The organism is Halomonas sp. R57-5 (assembly GCF_900070345.1).
GTDB lineage: Bacteria > Pseudomonadota > Gammaproteobacteria > Pseudomonadales > Halomonadaceae > Vreelandella > Vreelandella ventosae_B.
On record NZ_LN813019.1, the window covers coordinates 2,763,353 to 2,779,449 of the forward strand.

The following is a 16,097-nucleotide window of genomic DNA, read 5'->3' on the forward strand; positions in this document are numbered from 1 at the left end:
TCTCCTTTTAGCGATCGGCCACGGTTGAGGAAGGCGAAGCGCTCCAGGCGGACGGCATGATTTTGACGGGGTCGCTGTGCACTGCTTTTTTGCGCTCGGCAAGCCGCCGTCCTTCCGCCGACTGCAGCGCGCAGTCTTCGTCAGAAGTGGCCGAAAAGCGTACTGCTTCTTCTTCCCACACGGCGTCCAATGCTTCGGGCGTGTTGTCAGGCGCTTCTTTTTTGACCTGGGGCCGATGCTCTTCGACATCGTCCTCGGCCCCGATTAACGCCAATAGTGACAACGGTACCAGCGCGTGATCCGCTCCCCGCTCCTCCAGCCGCGCAGTCAGCAGCGCCAGAATATGGCGTATTTCGCCCAGCCAGCGGCCGATCTCGGCTTCATCGCACATTGAAAGGTATTCAAGAAATACCGGTAGATGATCGGGCAGTTCACGGGCATCCAGCTCGAACCCGGCCGCGCTGTACTCGGCCATAAGATCTACCATGGCCTGACCACGGTCACGGGACTCGCCGTGAACGTGCTCAAATAGCAGCAGCGACGTAGCCCGTCCCTTATCGAACATAGCGACATACTCGGCCTGCAGCTCAAGCAGGTCGCCCTCTTGGAGACGCTGACACCACTCCATTAGCGACGATTTGAGAGCCGCCCCCAGGCGGCGCTCGGCATTGATAATTTCGATGAGCTCGCCGCTGGCATCCTGCAGTTCCTGTGTCGGGTAATCGAGCAGGCGGGCCAGTACGCGTAGGCTACGCATACCCTGTAGCGGCTCGAACGACGGCTCTACCGGGATCGGCGATTGGGTAGTGGCTTCAGTCATGACGAGACTCCTCAAGTTGTGGCTGCGGGTCGAAGACCTCTACCGGTTTCACCAACACGCTGGTCTGCTTACGGCCATTGAACAGGTTGGGCTGGCTCTCACCGTGGCAACCATCACCAAAGGTAAAGCCGCATCCTCCCCGTTCAGGGAAGGCTTCGGTGGCCATTTCCCGATGGCTGGTGGGGATCACAAACCGATCCTCGTAGTTGGCAATGGCCAGGTAGCGGTACATCTCCTCTACTTGGGCCACGCTCAGCCCCACGGCATCAAGCACTTCGGCGTTGGGGGCACCCTCCACGTGCTTGCCGCGCATGTAGACACGCATCGCCATCAAGCGCTTGAGTGCCAATACCACGGGCTCCTCTTCACCGGCTGTCAACAGGTTAGCCAGGTACTTCACCGGGATACGCAGTGATTCGATCTTGGGCAGGATGCCATCGAACTCTACATGCCCCGCCTCAGCGGCGGACTGAATCGGCGACAGCGGCGGCACGTACCACACCATCGGCAGCGTGCGGTATTCCGGGTGCAGCGGCAGCGCCAATCCCCAGTCGATAGCCATCTTGTAAACCGGTGAGGCCTGGGCGGCTTTGATGACGTTATCCTGGATGCCATCCCGCTTGGCCTGGGCAATTACTTCCGGATCGTTGGGATCTAGGAAAATCTCGCACTGGCGGTGGTAGAGATCACGCTCGTCAGGGGAGCTTGCCACTTCCTCTATACGGTCAGCGTCATACAGCAGCACGCCGAGATAGCGAATGCGGCCCACACAGGTCTCGGAGCAGATGGTCGGCTGACCGGCCTCGATACGCGGGTAGCAGAAGATACACTTCTCGGACTTACCGCTTTTCCAGTTGTAGTAGATCTTCTTGTAGGGGCAGCCGGAGATACACATACGCCAGCCACGGCACTTGTCCTGGTCGATTAGAACGATGCCGTCCTCTTCCCGCTTGTAGATCGCACCACTGGGGCAAGCCGCTACACAGGTTGGGTTCAAGCAGTGCTCGCACAGACGCGGCAGATACATCATGAAGGTGTTTTCGAACTGGCCGTAAATATCTGCCTGCACCTTGTCGAAGTTGGCGTCTTTGCGCCGCTTGGCGAACTCGGTGCCAAGAATCTCTTCCCAGTTCGGGCCCCATTCGATCTTTTTCATACGCTGACCGGAAATCAGCGAGCGCGGACGCGCCACCGGCTGGTGCTCACCGATCTTGGCGGTATGCAAGTGTTGGTAGTCGAAAGTGAACGGCTCATAATAGTCATCCATCTCGGGCAGGTCGGGGTTGGCGAAAATGTTCGCCAGCACCCGCCATTTGCCACCAATACGCGGTTCAATCCGACCGTCGTTACGGCGCATCCAGCCGCCCTTCCACTTGGCCTGGTTCTCCCACTCTTTGGGATAGCCGATACCGGGCTTGGTCTCGACATTGTTGAACCAGGCGTACTCCATACCTTCGCGACTGGTCCAGACATTTTTGCAGGTCACTGAACAGGTGTGGCAACCAATACACTTATCAAGGTTGAGAACCATGCCTACCTGGGAACGAATTTTCATTTCACGGCCTCCTGAGCACTGTTCTTCTGAACACTGTCATTKCCTTCACCATCCAGCCAGTCAACGTGTTTCATCTTGCGCACTAACACGAACTCATCGCGATTTGAGCCGACAGTGCCGTAATAATTAAAACTGTAAGAGAGCTGCGCGTAGCCGCCGATCATATGGGTTGGCTTGGGGCAGACACGGGTGACCGAGTTGTGAATACCGCCCCGCGTGCCGGTGACCTCAGAGCCAGGGACGTTCACGTTGCGCTCCTGGGCGTGGTACATCATCACCATGCCCGCTTTGACCCGCTGGCTGACCACTGCCCGCGCGGCAATCGAGCCGTTGGCGTTGTAGACCTCGATCCAGTCGTTGTCCTCGATATCGATCTCAGCCGCGTCCGCCTCGGAGAGCCACACCACCGGGCCGCCTCGGTTAAGCGTCAACATCAGCAGGTTGTCCGAGTAAGTAGAGTGGATGCCCCACTTCTGGTGCGGCGTGAGAAAGTTCAGCGCCTTCGTTTTAAAACCGTTGTCGGCAGGCAGCGTGAAGCCTTTGGCTGCCTTGGTATCGATGGGCGGGCGATAGACCAGCAGGCTTTCGCCGAAAGCGCGCATCCAGGCATGATCCTGATAGAACTGCTGACGACCACTCACGGTGCGCCAGGGGATCAGCTCGTGAACGTTGGTGTAACCGGCGTTATAGGAGACATGCTCATCTTCGAGGCCGGACCAAGTCGGGCTGGAGATAATCTTGCGTGGCTGGGCGACGACATCGAGAAAGCGGATTTTTTCGTCATGTTTGGGCCTTGCCAGGTGGGTATGGTCACGCCCGGTAATTTTGGAGAGCGCTTCCCACGCTTTCACAGCCACGGCGCCGTTGGTTTCCGGTGCCAGGGTCAAAATCATTTCGGCAGCATCGATGGCGCTGTCGATCAACGGGCGCCCTTTATGCGGGCCATCCAGCTTGCAATGGTTGAGTTTGCCCAGCAGCTCGACTTCCGCATCGGTATTCCAAGCGATGCCCTTGCCGCCGTTACCGATGCTTTCCAGCAGCGGCCCTACGGAGGTGAAGCGCTCATAGGTTTCAGGATAGTTGCGCTTAACCTCAATCAGCGATGGCATGGTCTTACCGGGAATCGGCGCGCATTCGCCCTTCTTCCAATCCATCACCGCCGGCTGGGCCAACTCTCCTGGCGAGTCGTGCTGCATCGGCAGCGTGACCAGGTCGGTCTCTTCGCCCAGGTGGCCTACACACACCTTGGAAAACGCCTTGGCAATACCCTTGTAAATATCCCAGTCGCTGCGCGATTCCCAGGCCGGATCGGTGGCGGCAGTCAAGGGGTGAATAAAGGGGTGCATGTCAGAAGTGTTAAGGTCGTCCTTCTCATACCAGGTTGCCGTAGGCAGCACGATATCCGAGTAGAGGCAGGTGGTGGACATGCGGAAATCCAGCGTCACCAGCAGGTCGAGCTTGCCTTCCGGCGCCTCGTCACGCCATACGACTTCTTCGGGCTTCTGGCCGCCGAAGTCGCCCAGATCTTTACCCTGAATACCGTGGCGAGTACCCAGCAGGTACTTGAGCATGTACTCATGGCCCTTACCGGAACTACCCAGCAGGTTGGAGCGCCAGATGAACATATTGCGCGGGAAGTTCTCTGGCGCATCCGGGTCTTCCGCGGCAAAGCGCAGTTCACCGTTCTTGAGCTGCTGAACGGCATAGTCAGCTGTCGTCATACCCGCGGCTTCGGCTTTTTTCGCTAGGCGTAGCGGGTTAGTGTCCAGTTGTGGTGCTGACGGCAGCCAGCCCATGCGCTCAGCACGCACGTTAAAGTCAATCAGGCTACCGGGGTAATCCTCGGCCTTGGCCAACGGCGAAAGAATTTCTTTAATCTCGAGCTTCTCGTAGCGCCACTGGGAGGAGTGACTATAGAAGAAGGAAGTAGAGTTCATATGGCGCGGCGGGCGCTGCCAGTCGAGGCCAAAGGCCAAAGGCGTCCAGCCAGTCTGCGGACGCAGTTTTTCCTGACCAACGTAGTGGGCCCAGCCGCCACCGCTCTGACCGATACAACCACACATGACCAGCATGTTAATCAGGCCGCGGTAGTTCATGTCCATGTGGTACCAGTGGTTCATACCGGCACCAACGATGATCATGCTACGGCCGTTGGTTTTATTGGCATTATCGGCAAATTCACGGGCAATGCGGGTGCACTGCTCTGCAGGGACGCCGGTGATTTTCTCCTGCCACGCGGGGGTATAGGGACGAATCTGATCAAACGAGGTCGCGCCATCATCTTCGCCGTCGCCGACAAAGCCACGGTCGATACCGTAGTTGGCACACATCAGATCAAAAACGGTGACCGCCAGCATTTCGCTGCCATCGGCTCTCTTCAAGCGTTTGGCGGGCAAATTGTGGAACAGTAGGTCATCGGCGGCACCTACACCGGCTCCTTTTACGTGCTCAAAGTGTTCGTGTTCGATACCACCAAAGTAAGGAAACGCAACGCGCGCGACGCTATCGTGGTGATTGACCAAACTTAGCAACGGCTTGATCTCGGTGCCTGCGGCGTCCAGCGATTCCAGGTTCCACTTGCCCACTTCGTCGCCGGTTTCGCCCCAGCGGAAACCGATGGAACCGCGTGGCACCACCAGCTGGTCACGGGTTTCGTCCCAGGCAACGGTTTTCCACTCGGGATTGTTTTCCTGACCCAGGGCAGCATCAAAATCACTGGCACGCAGTTGGCGACCCGGTGCGAAGCTGCCATCTTCACGCACTTCCAGTTCCACCAGGAACGGCATGTCGGTATAGCGGCGCACATAGTCAGTAAAGTAAGCACTGGGGTTCTCAAGGTGGAATTCCTTGAGGATGACATGGCCCATGGCCATCGCCAGGGCGGCATCGGTGCCCTGTTTGGCGGACAGCCACTCGTCGGTAAGTTTGGAGACTTCGGCATAATCCGGGGTGATCGAGACCGTCTTGGTACCCTTGTAACGTACTTCGGTAAAGAAGTGGGCATCCGGGGTACGCGTCTGGGGCACGTTGGAGCCCCAGGCGATGATGTAGCCGGAGTTGTACCAGTCTGCGGACTCGGGAACGTCGGTCTGCTCGCCCCAGGTCATTGGCGAGGCCGGCGGCAAGTCACAGTACCAGTCGTAGAAGCTCATGCAGACGCCGCCAATCAGCGACAGGTAGCGGCTACCCGCGGCGTAGCTGACCATCGACATGGCAGGAATCGGCGAGAAGCCGAGAATACGGTCGGGGCCGTACTGCTTGGCGGTGTAAACGTTAGAGGCAGCGACCAGCTCGTTGAGCTCGTCCCAGTTACCGCGAACGAAGCCGCCCATGCCGCGAGCACGCTTGTACTGTTTGGTCTTGGCGGGGTCTTCGACAATAGACGCCCAGGCGTCGACCGGGTCTGGGTTAGCCTTGAGCGCTTCGCGCCATAGCGCCAGCAGCGGCTTGCGGATCAACGGGTACTTGAGGCGGTTAGCGCTGTACAGATACCAGGAGTAGCTGGCGCCGCGAGGGCAGCCACGCGGCTCATGGTTAGGCAGGKCGGGACGGGTACGGGGGTAGTCAGTCTGCTGGGTTTCCCAGGTAACTAAACCGTTTTTGACGTAGATCTTCCAGCTACAGGAGCCGGTGCAGTTCACCCCGTGGGTGCTACGCACTACCTTGTCGTGTTGCCAGCGGGCACGATAACTATCTTCCCACTGGCGGGATTCGCTGCGTAGCTCACCGTGTTCGTTGGCAAAAGGCTCGCGGGACTTGCGGAAGAAATTCAGCCGATCTATGAAGTGACTCATGGTCGATCTCCAGGCTCCTCGGAAATTTGCATACCCGACAGTGCGGGTTCCATGGAGTGGATTCTGCGTGATCGACAAGCGAATTACTGCGTGATTACCTCCATATACACCCTGTCTACCCCCAAGGTGATAGAACGGCCAACGTAAAGGAATAGACGGTTGGCGCTGTTGAAATTACACCGTGCGCGAGTGCTGGTTTTTGAAAAAAGGGATATGCACGCAGACAGAAAAGGAGCTTTCAAAGGAGACTCACTATTGAGTGATCATCAACGTTTGATCCCGTTATCATTGCAACCTACTGAACATTCATACAACATGCTTCTTATAGCTGGATTACTCTCGGAGCAAAACGCACTCCATGCATCTCACCCGATTCACAGATTATTCGATACGCGTATTGATCTTTCTTGCGGCCAAGGGGGAGGAGCGTTCGACGATTAATGAAATTGCCGAGACGTTTAATATCTCACGCAATCATTTGATGAAAATTGTTCAGGAGCTAAGTCAAAAGAACTACGTTACCGCTATTCGTGGCAAGAATGGCGGCTTACTGCTGACACGTGCCCCTGCAACCATTGGGTTAGGCGAGCTGGTACGCGAGATGGAGCATGACATGGCGTTAGTGGAGTGCTTTCATAGCGACAATGCCTGCATCATTACGTCGGCATGTCGCCTTCAACCGATACTTAATGATGCACTGTCAGCATTTCTAGGTGTACTCGACCACTACACATTGGCCGACCTGCTGGGCAGTCAACAATCTCAATTGGCGCAACTTATGCGCATTCCTACCGTTAGCGCTTAGCACTTTCTAGCCATCCTGCCCGTCAACGCGCGCCTGCATCAACGGCCAAGTGTAGTGCGCGAGGAATATTGCGTAGGCTACGCACCAGAAGATGATGCTGAGCGTGTAAGTCCAGTGGGTGATCTGGGGAAATAACCCCAAAACGGGTGAGCGCACTAAGGCGGCTATTAGCATTAAGCCTAGCGCCACACCCATACCTGGCAAAGTGCGTATGGGTCGGCCCGTATGACCTAGCGAAACCCTGGCCATCATGGCCAGCATCATGGTACCCATGCCACCAATCGTCAGGGCGTGCACGGCTAGCTCTGTACGCATCAGTCCCATAAATGCCAAGACCCACATAATAAACCCTAGCGGAATGCAGGCGTAGCTACCGTGGAGCCCCCAAAGTAAAGGTTCGCGCCAACTGTGCAGCCCACCCCAGCGCGCCATGCGAACAGTATTGGCCAGCGCTGCTAAGAGCATTACCCCACCCATGAATGCAGCAGGCATGGCAACACCCAGCATGACGACCAGCTGCAGCACGACTACGCCAGCCGTGCTAACCAACGTCACTCCTTCGAGTAAAGGAATAGGGTCAGGTTTGGTTCGTCCCAAACGGTTGGCGGTAAACATGGCAATCACGCGCCCGCCAACGACTGTCATCATTAGTGTGATTAACAGCACGGCTAAGTAGGCAGCTTGGCGAATTAACTCGGCGTTACCCTGCATCACTCCTAAGTGCATCGCCAGGTTAGCAATGGCAAACAGCAACAGCACGGGTATAAAGACCAAGTTGCGCCAACGCTTTGCGGTGATAACTAGACGCGCCATAACAATGGCGACCATTGGCAGAAACGCAAGGTCAACCGCCAGCAATATCCACTCCGGCATCTCCATGGGGAAAGCCATCAGCACCCTACCTAATAGCCATAGCACCACCAGACCCAGTAACGGCCCGCTGTTTAAACTCGGCAATCCTGTCCAGTTACGCACAGCGGTAAGCAAAAATCCCGCGACCACCGCCGCGGCAAAGCCAAACAACATTTCATGCTGATGCCAGAACACCAAGCCGCCATAAGGTCGCAGCAAAATATTGCCGTGCCAGAAGCCCAACCACACCAATAGAGACGCCACGCTAAACAGCGCGGCCAGCAGAAAGAAAGGCCTAAAAGCCAGGCGCATTAATGGCAGATGCTCAAGCTTAGAAGCAGGCTGGGATGAGTTGGTCGTTGGCATGGCGTAATCCTGACTAAATTACTTGGAAATATGATTTTGCGCCTAGCCATCAACAAAAACCATGACATGCATCAAAAATACATCTTATGGCTAGCACCCAAAGACTCACAGCATTAAGATGCACTATAAATGCATCTTAATGTATCGAGGAAATAACAGTGCTAACTCATCAGCAAGAAACACTAATCAACGCAACCGCTCCCGTCGTGGCCGAACACCTCAATGCGATTACCCAGCGCTTCTATCCGCTGATGTTTACTCGCTACCCAGAGGTCAAGCCCCTCTTTAATGAGGTTCATCAGCAAAGCGGTGGTCAGCCCCGTGCCCTGGCCAACGCTGTTTTGGCCTATGTCCAACTGCGCAGCAACCCAGGTCAGGCGCGTGCTACTCTGGATGTTGTGGTCAGTAAACATATCTCGCTAGGCATTCTTCCCGAGCAGTACCCTATTGTCGGTGAGTGCTTGCTGGCAGCAATTGGTGAAGTGCTGGGTGAAGCTGTCACCCCGGAAATCGCCGATGCCTGGGGCGCTCTATATAACGAGCTTGCCGCACTGTTAATCGACCTCGAAGACCAGCGCTATCGTGAGTTTGAGCAGCGCCCGGGCGGATGGCGCGGCACACGCCGTTTCAAAATTGCCAGTACCCAGCAGGAAAGTGCTTTAATTCGCTCTTTTATCCTTGAGCCCGAGGATGAAGGTCGTGTGGCTGACCATGAGCCAGGTCAGTATATCGGTATACGTCTAACCATTAATGGCGAGCTGGTTTATCGACATTACAGCCTCTCAGACACCCCAAATGGCCAAAGCTATCGAATCTCGATMAAACGCGAAGAACAGGGCCAAGTCAGCCGCCACTTCCACGATGTCTTACAACCCGGCGACACCTTGGAGCTGTTACCGCCAGCAGGAGACCTCACGTTGGTTGAGGGTGATGAGCCTCTTCTGCTTGCCAGCGGCGGCGTTGGTCAAACGCCCCTGCTCCCCATGGCGCGCCATGCCTTATCTCTTGGACGGCAAGTTATCTATCTACACGCCGCCCTGGATGCCGACCATCAGGCCTTTAAAGACGAATTAGAGGCGCTGAAGAGCGAGTATCCTCAACGCCTTCAGGCTGCCCGAATTCATGAACGCGGTAACGAAGCCGAACATATTGGTCGTATCGACCGCAGTTTATTAGCTCACTACCTGCCTGATCTCAAGACACGCTGCTATTTCGTCGGCCCCCAAGGGTTTATGACAGCGATTAACAGCGCTTTGTCTGAACTGGGTGTCGACGAGGATCGTCGACACTTTGAGCACTTTGGCCCCTCACGCCCGCTCGACGCAGCTTGATAATGGCCGGTTAGGGTAACGACTTTTAGGCTACCTATTAAAGGCAGGGGATCCCATGACCCCCTGCTCAACTTTACTAGCCTTAAAGAGAAACCAAGGTAATACGGAGGTGGCTATGAAAATCGAATTAAAACGTGCCTACGACTCACCTCACAGCAAGGATGGTTATCGTGTCCTAGTCGACGGGATCTGGCCGCGCGGTGTGTCCAAGGAAGAAGCCAAAATCGATGAGTGGCGCAAGGAGATCGCACCGAGCAGCGAACTTCGCAAAGCATTTCATAATGGCTCACTCAACTGGAATGACTTCCGCCGACGCTATCTCAAAGAGTTAACGCCCTATCGCGAGTCCCTGCGTGACCTTGCACAGCGTGCCAGGAAAGAGCAACTCACGCTGGTGTTCGCCTCTAAGGAAGAGCGCCATAACAATGCCGAGGTGCTGCGCCAATACTTGAACATGTTGAAATAATCGGCCCGACCCATGCCTAGAGAAGTCATAGCGCTCACTAAAGAAAGGAGTAAACGCCCAAAATAACCGCGTCTCAGGCCAACCAGGAGAGAGGACTGTGGCGAACAGCGGCCCCCACCATATAGGCAAAGATAGCCACCGCCACTACCGCGGCTAGGGCTCGCACCGTTGGCTTCGCCCCGCGCTTAATCGCAATGGTGCCAATACCGATATAGGCCAGCAGCGCCAGTAACTTGGCGCCAAGCCAGGGAAGCTGCCAGGGCCATACAGAAAGCAATACCATTAAAGTCACCCCCAACCCCAGCAAAGCCGTATCGATGAGGTGAGGCAATACCTTGACCCAACGGGCGTTGAGCCGCGGGCTTTCCTGCACCGACCACCAGGCGCGCACTACGAAGAGCGTGATGCTCAGCGCAGCGGCCGTCATGTGCAGGTGCTTGATGAGGAAATAGTGCTCCATGGTAACCGTCCCTAGCCGACGTTAACCGCATTGCCGTGATGGTCGAAGGCAAGATAGGCGGTGATATTACCCATTTGCAGCGACTCCATCATACGCTGGAGCTGCCGTTCAACCTCAGCGTCATCTTTTGGGTCGTCCATGGCAGCTGTGAAAACTAGATCCCATTCGATCTCGGTACGGCGTGATTCTTCGACCAACGCCGCCATGCTGGTCAATTCCTCCGTCGACTTATCTACGCATACCACAGGCACCAACACACCCCCTTCACCCTGTTCGAAGCGAAGACGCTGGTCAGCATCAGGGAAATCAGGCAGCTCTGCGCGAACGAACACAAACAGCAGTCGCTGGGACTTAGGTTGTTTACGTGCTTCCTGCAGTAAATCGGCAAACGTCGCTATGGTCATAAAATGGGCCTTATCGCTAGTGGTTTAGAATCAGAAGGTGAGAGAGAGTAGGTAAGAATGAACAGGTGAGACTAATAGGCGACGTTACTCGGGTGACTCTACGAAAAGCCACAGCAGCAGCATTACCATGAATAGAGGGATCAGCAGGCTAAGTGGCGCTGCACGCCAACCATAGGCTTGAACTACCAGGGGGGCCATCCGAAGGGAAAGCCCTACCCCCGCCGCTAAAGCCAGAAAAAGGGCGACAAAAAGAAGCGCCCATCGACCAGGCATCCAGCCTTTGGCGTGGGCAATGCCAGTGGTAATCACCGCACCTCCCAACCCAAGACCAGACCCCACCAATAAAAACTCCCAGGGCTGGCTAGCCATCCCAAACCCACCCAGCGCCAGCGCTAGCCCCAGCAATAGCCACTGCATCAAGCGACAGGTGTCGCCTCGCCTGGCAATACACCAAGACGGCCATGCGAGCAGTGCACCGCTACTCAACGGCACCAGCACATAGAGGGGTTGTTTTGCGAGCAAGGCATAAAGTGTCCAGCTAGCCACTGCTAAAGCGCTTGCCAAAGGCATTAGCAGCATAGCCACCAGCAACTGATAACCATTGACTGGCTGTGTTGATGTCTCCAACGCTGGAGGCGGCACAGATGACGGCATGGCGTTTCCCAGCGAAGGTATAAAGACATCGGAAGACATGCCAGAATTGTCGGTAAATACCGGGTGTAGGTCAAAAAGCATCGGAGGTAGGTCGGCTAACCACAAAGGAATAGCCCTCGTATCAAGATGCAGACAGTGCCACACTCTCCTACCTCTAACGCGCTATCGGAACAAGCATGAAATTACTTCAACGTTCCCTGGTTGCTCGCATCATTGCGTCCCTGCTTGCCATTAGCGGTATGGCCCTCATCAGCATCACTCTAACCATGGCAATGTCTAACAGCAGCCGTGGCGATGCGGCCGCGATCAATGTCGCTGGCTCATTACGCATGAATGCTTATCAGATCATGGGGGCCTTGCAGCGCCTGGAGTATTCCCCTGCAGAGGCAAGTGAAGAACAGCTCGAAGGTCTGATAACGCGCTTCGATCAGCGTTTGCATGGCACAACGTTACAACAAACGATCCCCGCCGATGATCGACATGAGCGTCGCCGTCAATTGGAAAAGCTTCAAACCTACTGGCAACACACGCTTCGCCCGGCACTACAGGTTCCTTCCACAGCCGCAGAGCTTGATCTGGATACGCTAGAAGTGATGATCGTGGCGATGGTCAATGACATTGAAGTGCTAGTAACGTATTTGGAACAGAGCACCGAGGCCAAGGTGCGGCTGCTGGGCATGATGCAGTTGCTCTTTTTGGTACTGATCGCAATTGTGGTCTCGATCGCCCTCTACGATGTTCGCCATAATCTGGTAGTGCCGCTGCGCCAGCTGATGGTACTTGCCCGCGAGGCGGCGCAGCGTAACTTCAAGCCACGTTCACAGCTCCGCGGCAGCGACGAGTTGGCATCGTTAGGCCACACCTTTAACAAGATGTCTACCGAGCTGGCAACAAGCTACGCCGCATTGGAAGACAAGGTATCGCGCAAGAAGCAGGAGCTTGAGCGCAGCAATCAGGCGCTGCAGGTAATGCACGATGCCAGCCGCTCGCTGTATGGGGGCGGTAACGACCTCTGTTCCAGCGCAGCGCCCATGTTGCGCGAATTGGAAAAGCTGCTGGATATCGGGCCGATACGGCTTTCCCTAAACGACCCTTTCGATCAACGGGAAATGCCGGTATTAGAAACCCACTCGCGTACCCGACCAGAGTATTGCCGTGACCAGGAGTGTCACGCCTGCCTGATCGATCCTCGCCCCTTGGAGATGGTGTCCAACAACCAGTCACAGTGCTTACTGCTACCGATTAGCGTAGGCGATACGCTGCTAGGTACCCTGGAAGTGTGGTATCCCCAGGAGCGCCTCAACGATAGCACTCGGCGGTTGCTCACCATGTTAGCCGACCAGCTTGCCACGGCGGTGTACCTACAGCGGCGTATCGAGGAGCAGCAACACGTAACGCTGATCAATGAGCGAACCATTATTGCGCGCGAACTGCACGACTCCTTGGCTCAGTCACTCTCTTATCTCAAGATGCAGGTCGCCCGACTCGAACGCATGCAGCAAAAAGAGGCAACCCGCGAGGCGCAGTCCGCGGTATTCGATGAACTGCGTACCGGGTTGAACAGCGCCTATCGTCAACTGCGTGAGCTACTCACCACTTTCCGACTCAAACTTGAGGGGCCGGGGCTGCAATTTGCCTTGCGCCAGACCGTCGAGGAGTTCAGTCAGCGCATGGGGGTAACGGTCGAGCTTGACTACGATGTGCCGCCTTACCTACTTAACCCCAATGAAGAGATACACGTGCTGCAGATCATTCGCGAGGCGCTGGCCAATACCCACAAGCACGCCCAGGCCCACTGGGCCGGGGTCACTGTGCGCTTCGCCGATGCTCGCCTGCTGGTGCGTATTGAGGATGACGGCATCGGCCTGGAAGACGACAGTTCGCCGCCGATGCACTACGGTTTGGTGATCATTCGTGACCGAACCACCACTCTGAATGGGGAGCTGAGCATCGCCAATCGCCCCACGGGGGGAACCGGTGTTGAGATTGTGTTTACGCCATTGACCGCCCGCTTAATTCAGCAGCAGCCTGCTCCGGCCGCTTCCAACTCTCACTTAGGCATAGAGACCTCTAAATGACGCTGACCACCGCCAACGATACACCCGCCAGTCTGATGATTATCGATGACCACCCGCTACTACGGCGTGGCGTGATACAGCTGCTTGAGCTAGAAGACGACCTTGAATTAGTTGGCGAGACGGGCGACCCGGAAGAAGGCATTGCACTGGCTCTCAAACTTGAGCCTGACTTGGTTCTACTGGATTTAAACATGCCGGGCGTCAATGGATTAGAAGCGTTACGCCGCCTTCGGGAAGCTAACTATAGCGGACGTGTGGTGATGTTCACTGTTTCTGACCATGAGGATGATGTGGTCGCGGCACTGCGCAACGGTGCCGACGGTTACCTGCTTAAGGATATGGAGCCTGAAGACATGGTTCGCCAGCTGCGTCAGGCTGCTTTGGGGCGCATGGTCATCAGCGAAAGCCTGACCGCCCTACTCGCTGAAGCCCTGCGTAATCAGCGCAATGCGCCCACCACTCCCGACATTCATAGCCTAACGCAGCGTGAACGTGAAATTCTGCAACAGCTTGCTGGCGGACTCTCCAACAAGCTCATCGCGCGCAAGCTGGATATTACCGAAGGCACGGTCAAGGTTCACGTCAAGCACCTACTCAAAAAGCTCAACCTACGCTCACGTGTCGAAGCCGCCGTCTGGGCAGTCCAGGAAGGTATCGAGCGCTAGTCGGTTCTGTGTGGTTACCTCCAAAGACTCACAGAGTACTTCTGCCCTGACCCGCCTTTACCCCCGCCCGATTTTTTCTCTTTAAAATCAACGAATCCAGGCTTTTCAGCGACTACCTCTCAAGAGGTATGTCGCTGATTTTACTGCCATTTACACCTATTCCCCAACTTCTTCCTCAAGCGTATCTTGCTTTCTAACTGCTAGATGCAGATAGGTTTGATGCCAAGGGGAAATCGCCATGAGTAAGAGAAATACCGACATTGAAAAGTGGGATGTCGAAGACGCCCAATTCTGGGAACAGGAAGGCAAGCACATTGCCAACCGCAATCTATGGATATCCATTCCCAGTCTGCTGATGGGATTCGCTGTCTGGATGATGTGGGGAATGATTACCACCCAGATGCAGAACCTGGGTTTTTCGTTCACGGTTAACCAGCTATTTTCCCTGACGGCGCTTGCCGGTCTAGCAGGTGCCACACTGCGCATCCCAGCATCGTTCATGATCCGCATCGCTGGCGGGCGTAACACCATCTTCCTGACCACCGCGCTATTGATGATCCCCGCTGCCGGTACTGGTATCGCCTTGATGAACCCAGACACGCCGTTCTGGGCATTCCAGGCTTTAGCGCTACTTTCCGGTATCGGCGGTGGTAACTTCGCTTGCTCGATGAGCAACATTTCCACCTTTTATCCCAGCAAACAGCAAGGTTACGCCCTGGGCATGAATGCTGGCCTCGGTAATTTCGGCGTCACTACCATGCAAATTGTCATCCCGCTGGTAATGACCGTCGGCATTTTCGGCGCTATAGCCGGTTCGCCGATGGAATTGCAAAGCGCTAGCGGTACGTTGATCGGCCGGATCGAAGCAGGTACCGATACCTGGATCCAGAATGCTGGCTTTATCTGGCTTGTATTCCTGGTTCCATTAGCGTTCGCCGGTTGGTTCGGTATGAACAATCTTCGCACTATTACACCCAACCCTGGTTCGCCGCTGGCGGCTTTCAGCAAAATATTAGGCCTCTACGGCGTCGGCATGGTAACTGCCATCGTCGGCATGCTGGCTCTCAGCTGGCTTAATATGTGGGTTGCCCTGCCGCTAACCATTGTTCTGGCTCTGGTGTTGTTGCGCCTGATTCCTGGCGACATCAAGCCTAATATCCAGAAGCAGTTCGCGATATTTTCCAATAAGCACACTTGGTCAATGACCATCCTCTACATTCTGACCTTCGGCTCCTTTATCGGCTTCTCTGCAGCCCTGCCGCTCTCCATCAACGTCATCTTCGGCAACATGATGGAAGCCACAGCAGACGGTACGCTGATTCGCGTGGCCAACCCAGAGGCGCCCAGCGCTTTAACCTGGGCCTGGATAGGCCCCTTCGTGGGCGCCCTGATCCGTCCGCTGGGCGGATGGATTTCCGACAAAGTGGGTGGCTCCATCGTCACCCAAATAATCTCTGCGGTCATGGTGGTCGCCTCTATCGCCACCGGCTACGTGATGATGCAGGCCTATAACGCCACCGATCCCAATCAATTCTTCTGGCTATTCCTGCTGCTATTCATCGTGTTATTCGCCGCCAGTGGTATCGGCAACGGCTCTACCTTCCGCAGCATCGGCGTGATTTTCGACCAGCAGCAGAAAGGCCCGGTACTTGGCTGGACCTCAGCCGTCGCTGCCTATGGCGCCTTCATCGCCCCGCGGGTAATGGGTGAGCAAATCCAGGCCGGTACACCGGAACTTGCCATGTACGGCTTTGCGGTCTTCTACGCCATCTGCTTGGCCATCAACTGGTGGTTCTACCTACGCAAAGGTGCCTACGTTAAGAACCCCTAAATAGGGCTTGCTTCTT

13 protein-coding genes are annotated in these 16,097 nt (G+C 55.7%); 6 read left to right on the forward strand and 7 right to left on the reverse strand.

Features of this window, described 5'->3' with window-relative positions:
* Nucleotides 1-7: 7 nt before the first annotated feature.
* From narJ to HALO_RS12785, 3 genes are read right to left on the reverse strand one after another with little or no spacing between them, the layout of a single operon-like run.
* The gene (gene narJ / locus HALO_RS12775; protein WP_035579121.1) at nt 8-820 is read right to left on the reverse strand and encodes a nitrate reductase molybdenum cofactor assembly chaperone; all 813 of its coding nucleotides are present in this window, start codon (nt 818-820) and stop codon (nt 8-10) included.
* Nucleotides 813-2,375 carry a nitrate reductase subunit beta gene (narH, locus tag HALO_RS12780; protein ID WP_035579119.1) on the reverse strand — a complete coding sequence of 521 codons (1,563 nt, stop codon included), beginning with the start codon at nt 2,373-2,375 and terminating at the stop codon, nt 813-815. The genes narJ and narH overlap by 8 nt, the downstream gene beginning before the upstream one ends.
* Nucleotides 2,372-6,169, reverse strand: a complete 3,798-nt coding sequence (locus HALO_RS12785) for a nitrate reductase subunit alpha (protein ID WP_050713500.1) — start codon at nt 6,167-6,169, stop codon at nt 2,372-2,374. Before HALO_RS12785 ends, narH begins: the two co-directional genes overlap by 4 nt.
* A 358-nt stretch (nt 6,170-6,527) precedes the next feature.
* On the opposite strand from HALO_RS12785, the gene HALO_RS12790 reads away from it, so the two are divergent.
* Entirely contained in the window at nt 6,528-6,974 is a 447-nt protein-coding gene (locus tag HALO_RS12790) for an Rrf2 family transcriptional regulator (RefSeq protein ID WP_035579114.1), read from the forward strand.
* A 6-nt stretch (nt 6,975-6,980) separates the two neighbouring features.
* Here HALO_RS12790 and HALO_RS12795 read toward each other — a convergent pair whose 3' ends face one another.
* Nucleotides 6,981-8,192 carry an NnrS family protein gene (locus tag HALO_RS12795; RefSeq protein ID WP_035579111.1) on the reverse strand — a complete coding sequence of 404 codons (1,212 nt, stop codon included), beginning with the start codon at nt 8,190-8,192 and terminating at the stop codon, nt 6,981-6,983.
* Nucleotides 8,193-8,350: 158 nt separating this feature from the next.
* Between HALO_RS12795 and hmpA the strand changes: the two genes are divergently transcribed.
* Nucleotides 8,351-9,523, forward strand: coding sequence for an NO-inducible flavohemoprotein (hmpA, locus tag HALO_RS12800; protein WP_035579109.1), 1,173 nt, complete (start codon nt 8,351-8,353; stop codon nt 9,521-9,523).
* 115 nt (nt 9,524-9,638) lie between these two features.
* The gene (locus tag HALO_RS12805) at nt 9,639-9,989 is read left to right on the forward strand and encodes a DUF488 domain-containing protein (protein WP_035579106.1); all 351 of its coding nucleotides are present in this window, start codon (nt 9,639-9,641) and stop codon (nt 9,987-9,989) included.
* Nucleotides 9,990-10,062: 73 nt separating this feature from the next.
* Here the strand turns inward: HALO_RS12805 and HALO_RS12810 are convergent, their stop codons facing one another.
* The 3 genes from HALO_RS12810 to HALO_RS12820 all read right to left on the reverse strand — a co-directional run bounded on the left by HALO_RS12810 (nt 10,063) and on the right by HALO_RS12820 (nt 11,507).
* Nucleotides 10,063-10,449 carry a SirB2 family protein gene (locus tag HALO_RS12810; RefSeq protein ID WP_035579104.1) on the reverse strand — a complete coding sequence of 129 codons (387 nt, stop codon included), beginning with the start codon at nt 10,447-10,449 and terminating at the stop codon, nt 10,063-10,065.
* Nucleotides 10,450-10,460: 11 nt separating this feature from the next.
* Nucleotides 10,461-10,853 (reverse strand): hypothetical protein, encoded by a 393-nt coding sequence (locus HALO_RS12815; protein ID WP_035579102.1) that lies wholly within the window; start codon nt 10,851-10,853, stop codon nt 10,461-10,463.
* A gap of 84 nt (nt 10,854-10,937) precedes the next feature.
* Nucleotides 10,938-11,507 carry a hypothetical protein gene (locus HALO_RS12820; RefSeq protein ID WP_231896711.1) on the reverse strand — a complete coding sequence of 190 codons (570 nt, stop codon included), beginning with the start codon at nt 11,505-11,507 and terminating at the stop codon, nt 10,938-10,940.
* 176 nt (nt 11,508-11,683) lie between these two features.
* Here HALO_RS12820 and HALO_RS12825 point away from each other — a divergent pair, with 176 nt between their 5' ends.
* The 3 genes from HALO_RS12825 (at nt 11,684) to HALO_RS12835 (ending at nt 16,081) form a co-directional block, all read left to right on the forward strand.
* Entirely contained in the window at nt 11,684-13,585 is a 1,902-nt protein-coding gene (locus tag HALO_RS12825) for a type IV pili methyl-accepting chemotaxis transducer N-terminal domain-containing protein (protein WP_035579097.1), read from the forward strand.
* Nucleotides 13,582-14,250, forward strand: coding sequence for a two-component system response regulator NarL (narL, locus tag HALO_RS12830; protein ID WP_035579095.1), 669 nt, complete (start codon nt 13,582-13,584; stop codon nt 14,248-14,250). The genes HALO_RS12825 and narL overlap by 4 nt, the downstream gene beginning before the upstream one ends.
* A 238-nt stretch (nt 14,251-14,488) precedes the next feature.
* On the forward strand, nt 14,489-16,081 hold the full coding sequence (locus HALO_RS12835; RefSeq protein ID WP_035579093.1) for an antiporter: 1,593 nt from the start codon (nt 14,489-14,491) through the stop codon (nt 16,079-16,081).
* The last annotated feature ends 16 nt before the right edge of the window (nt 16,082-16,097 follow it).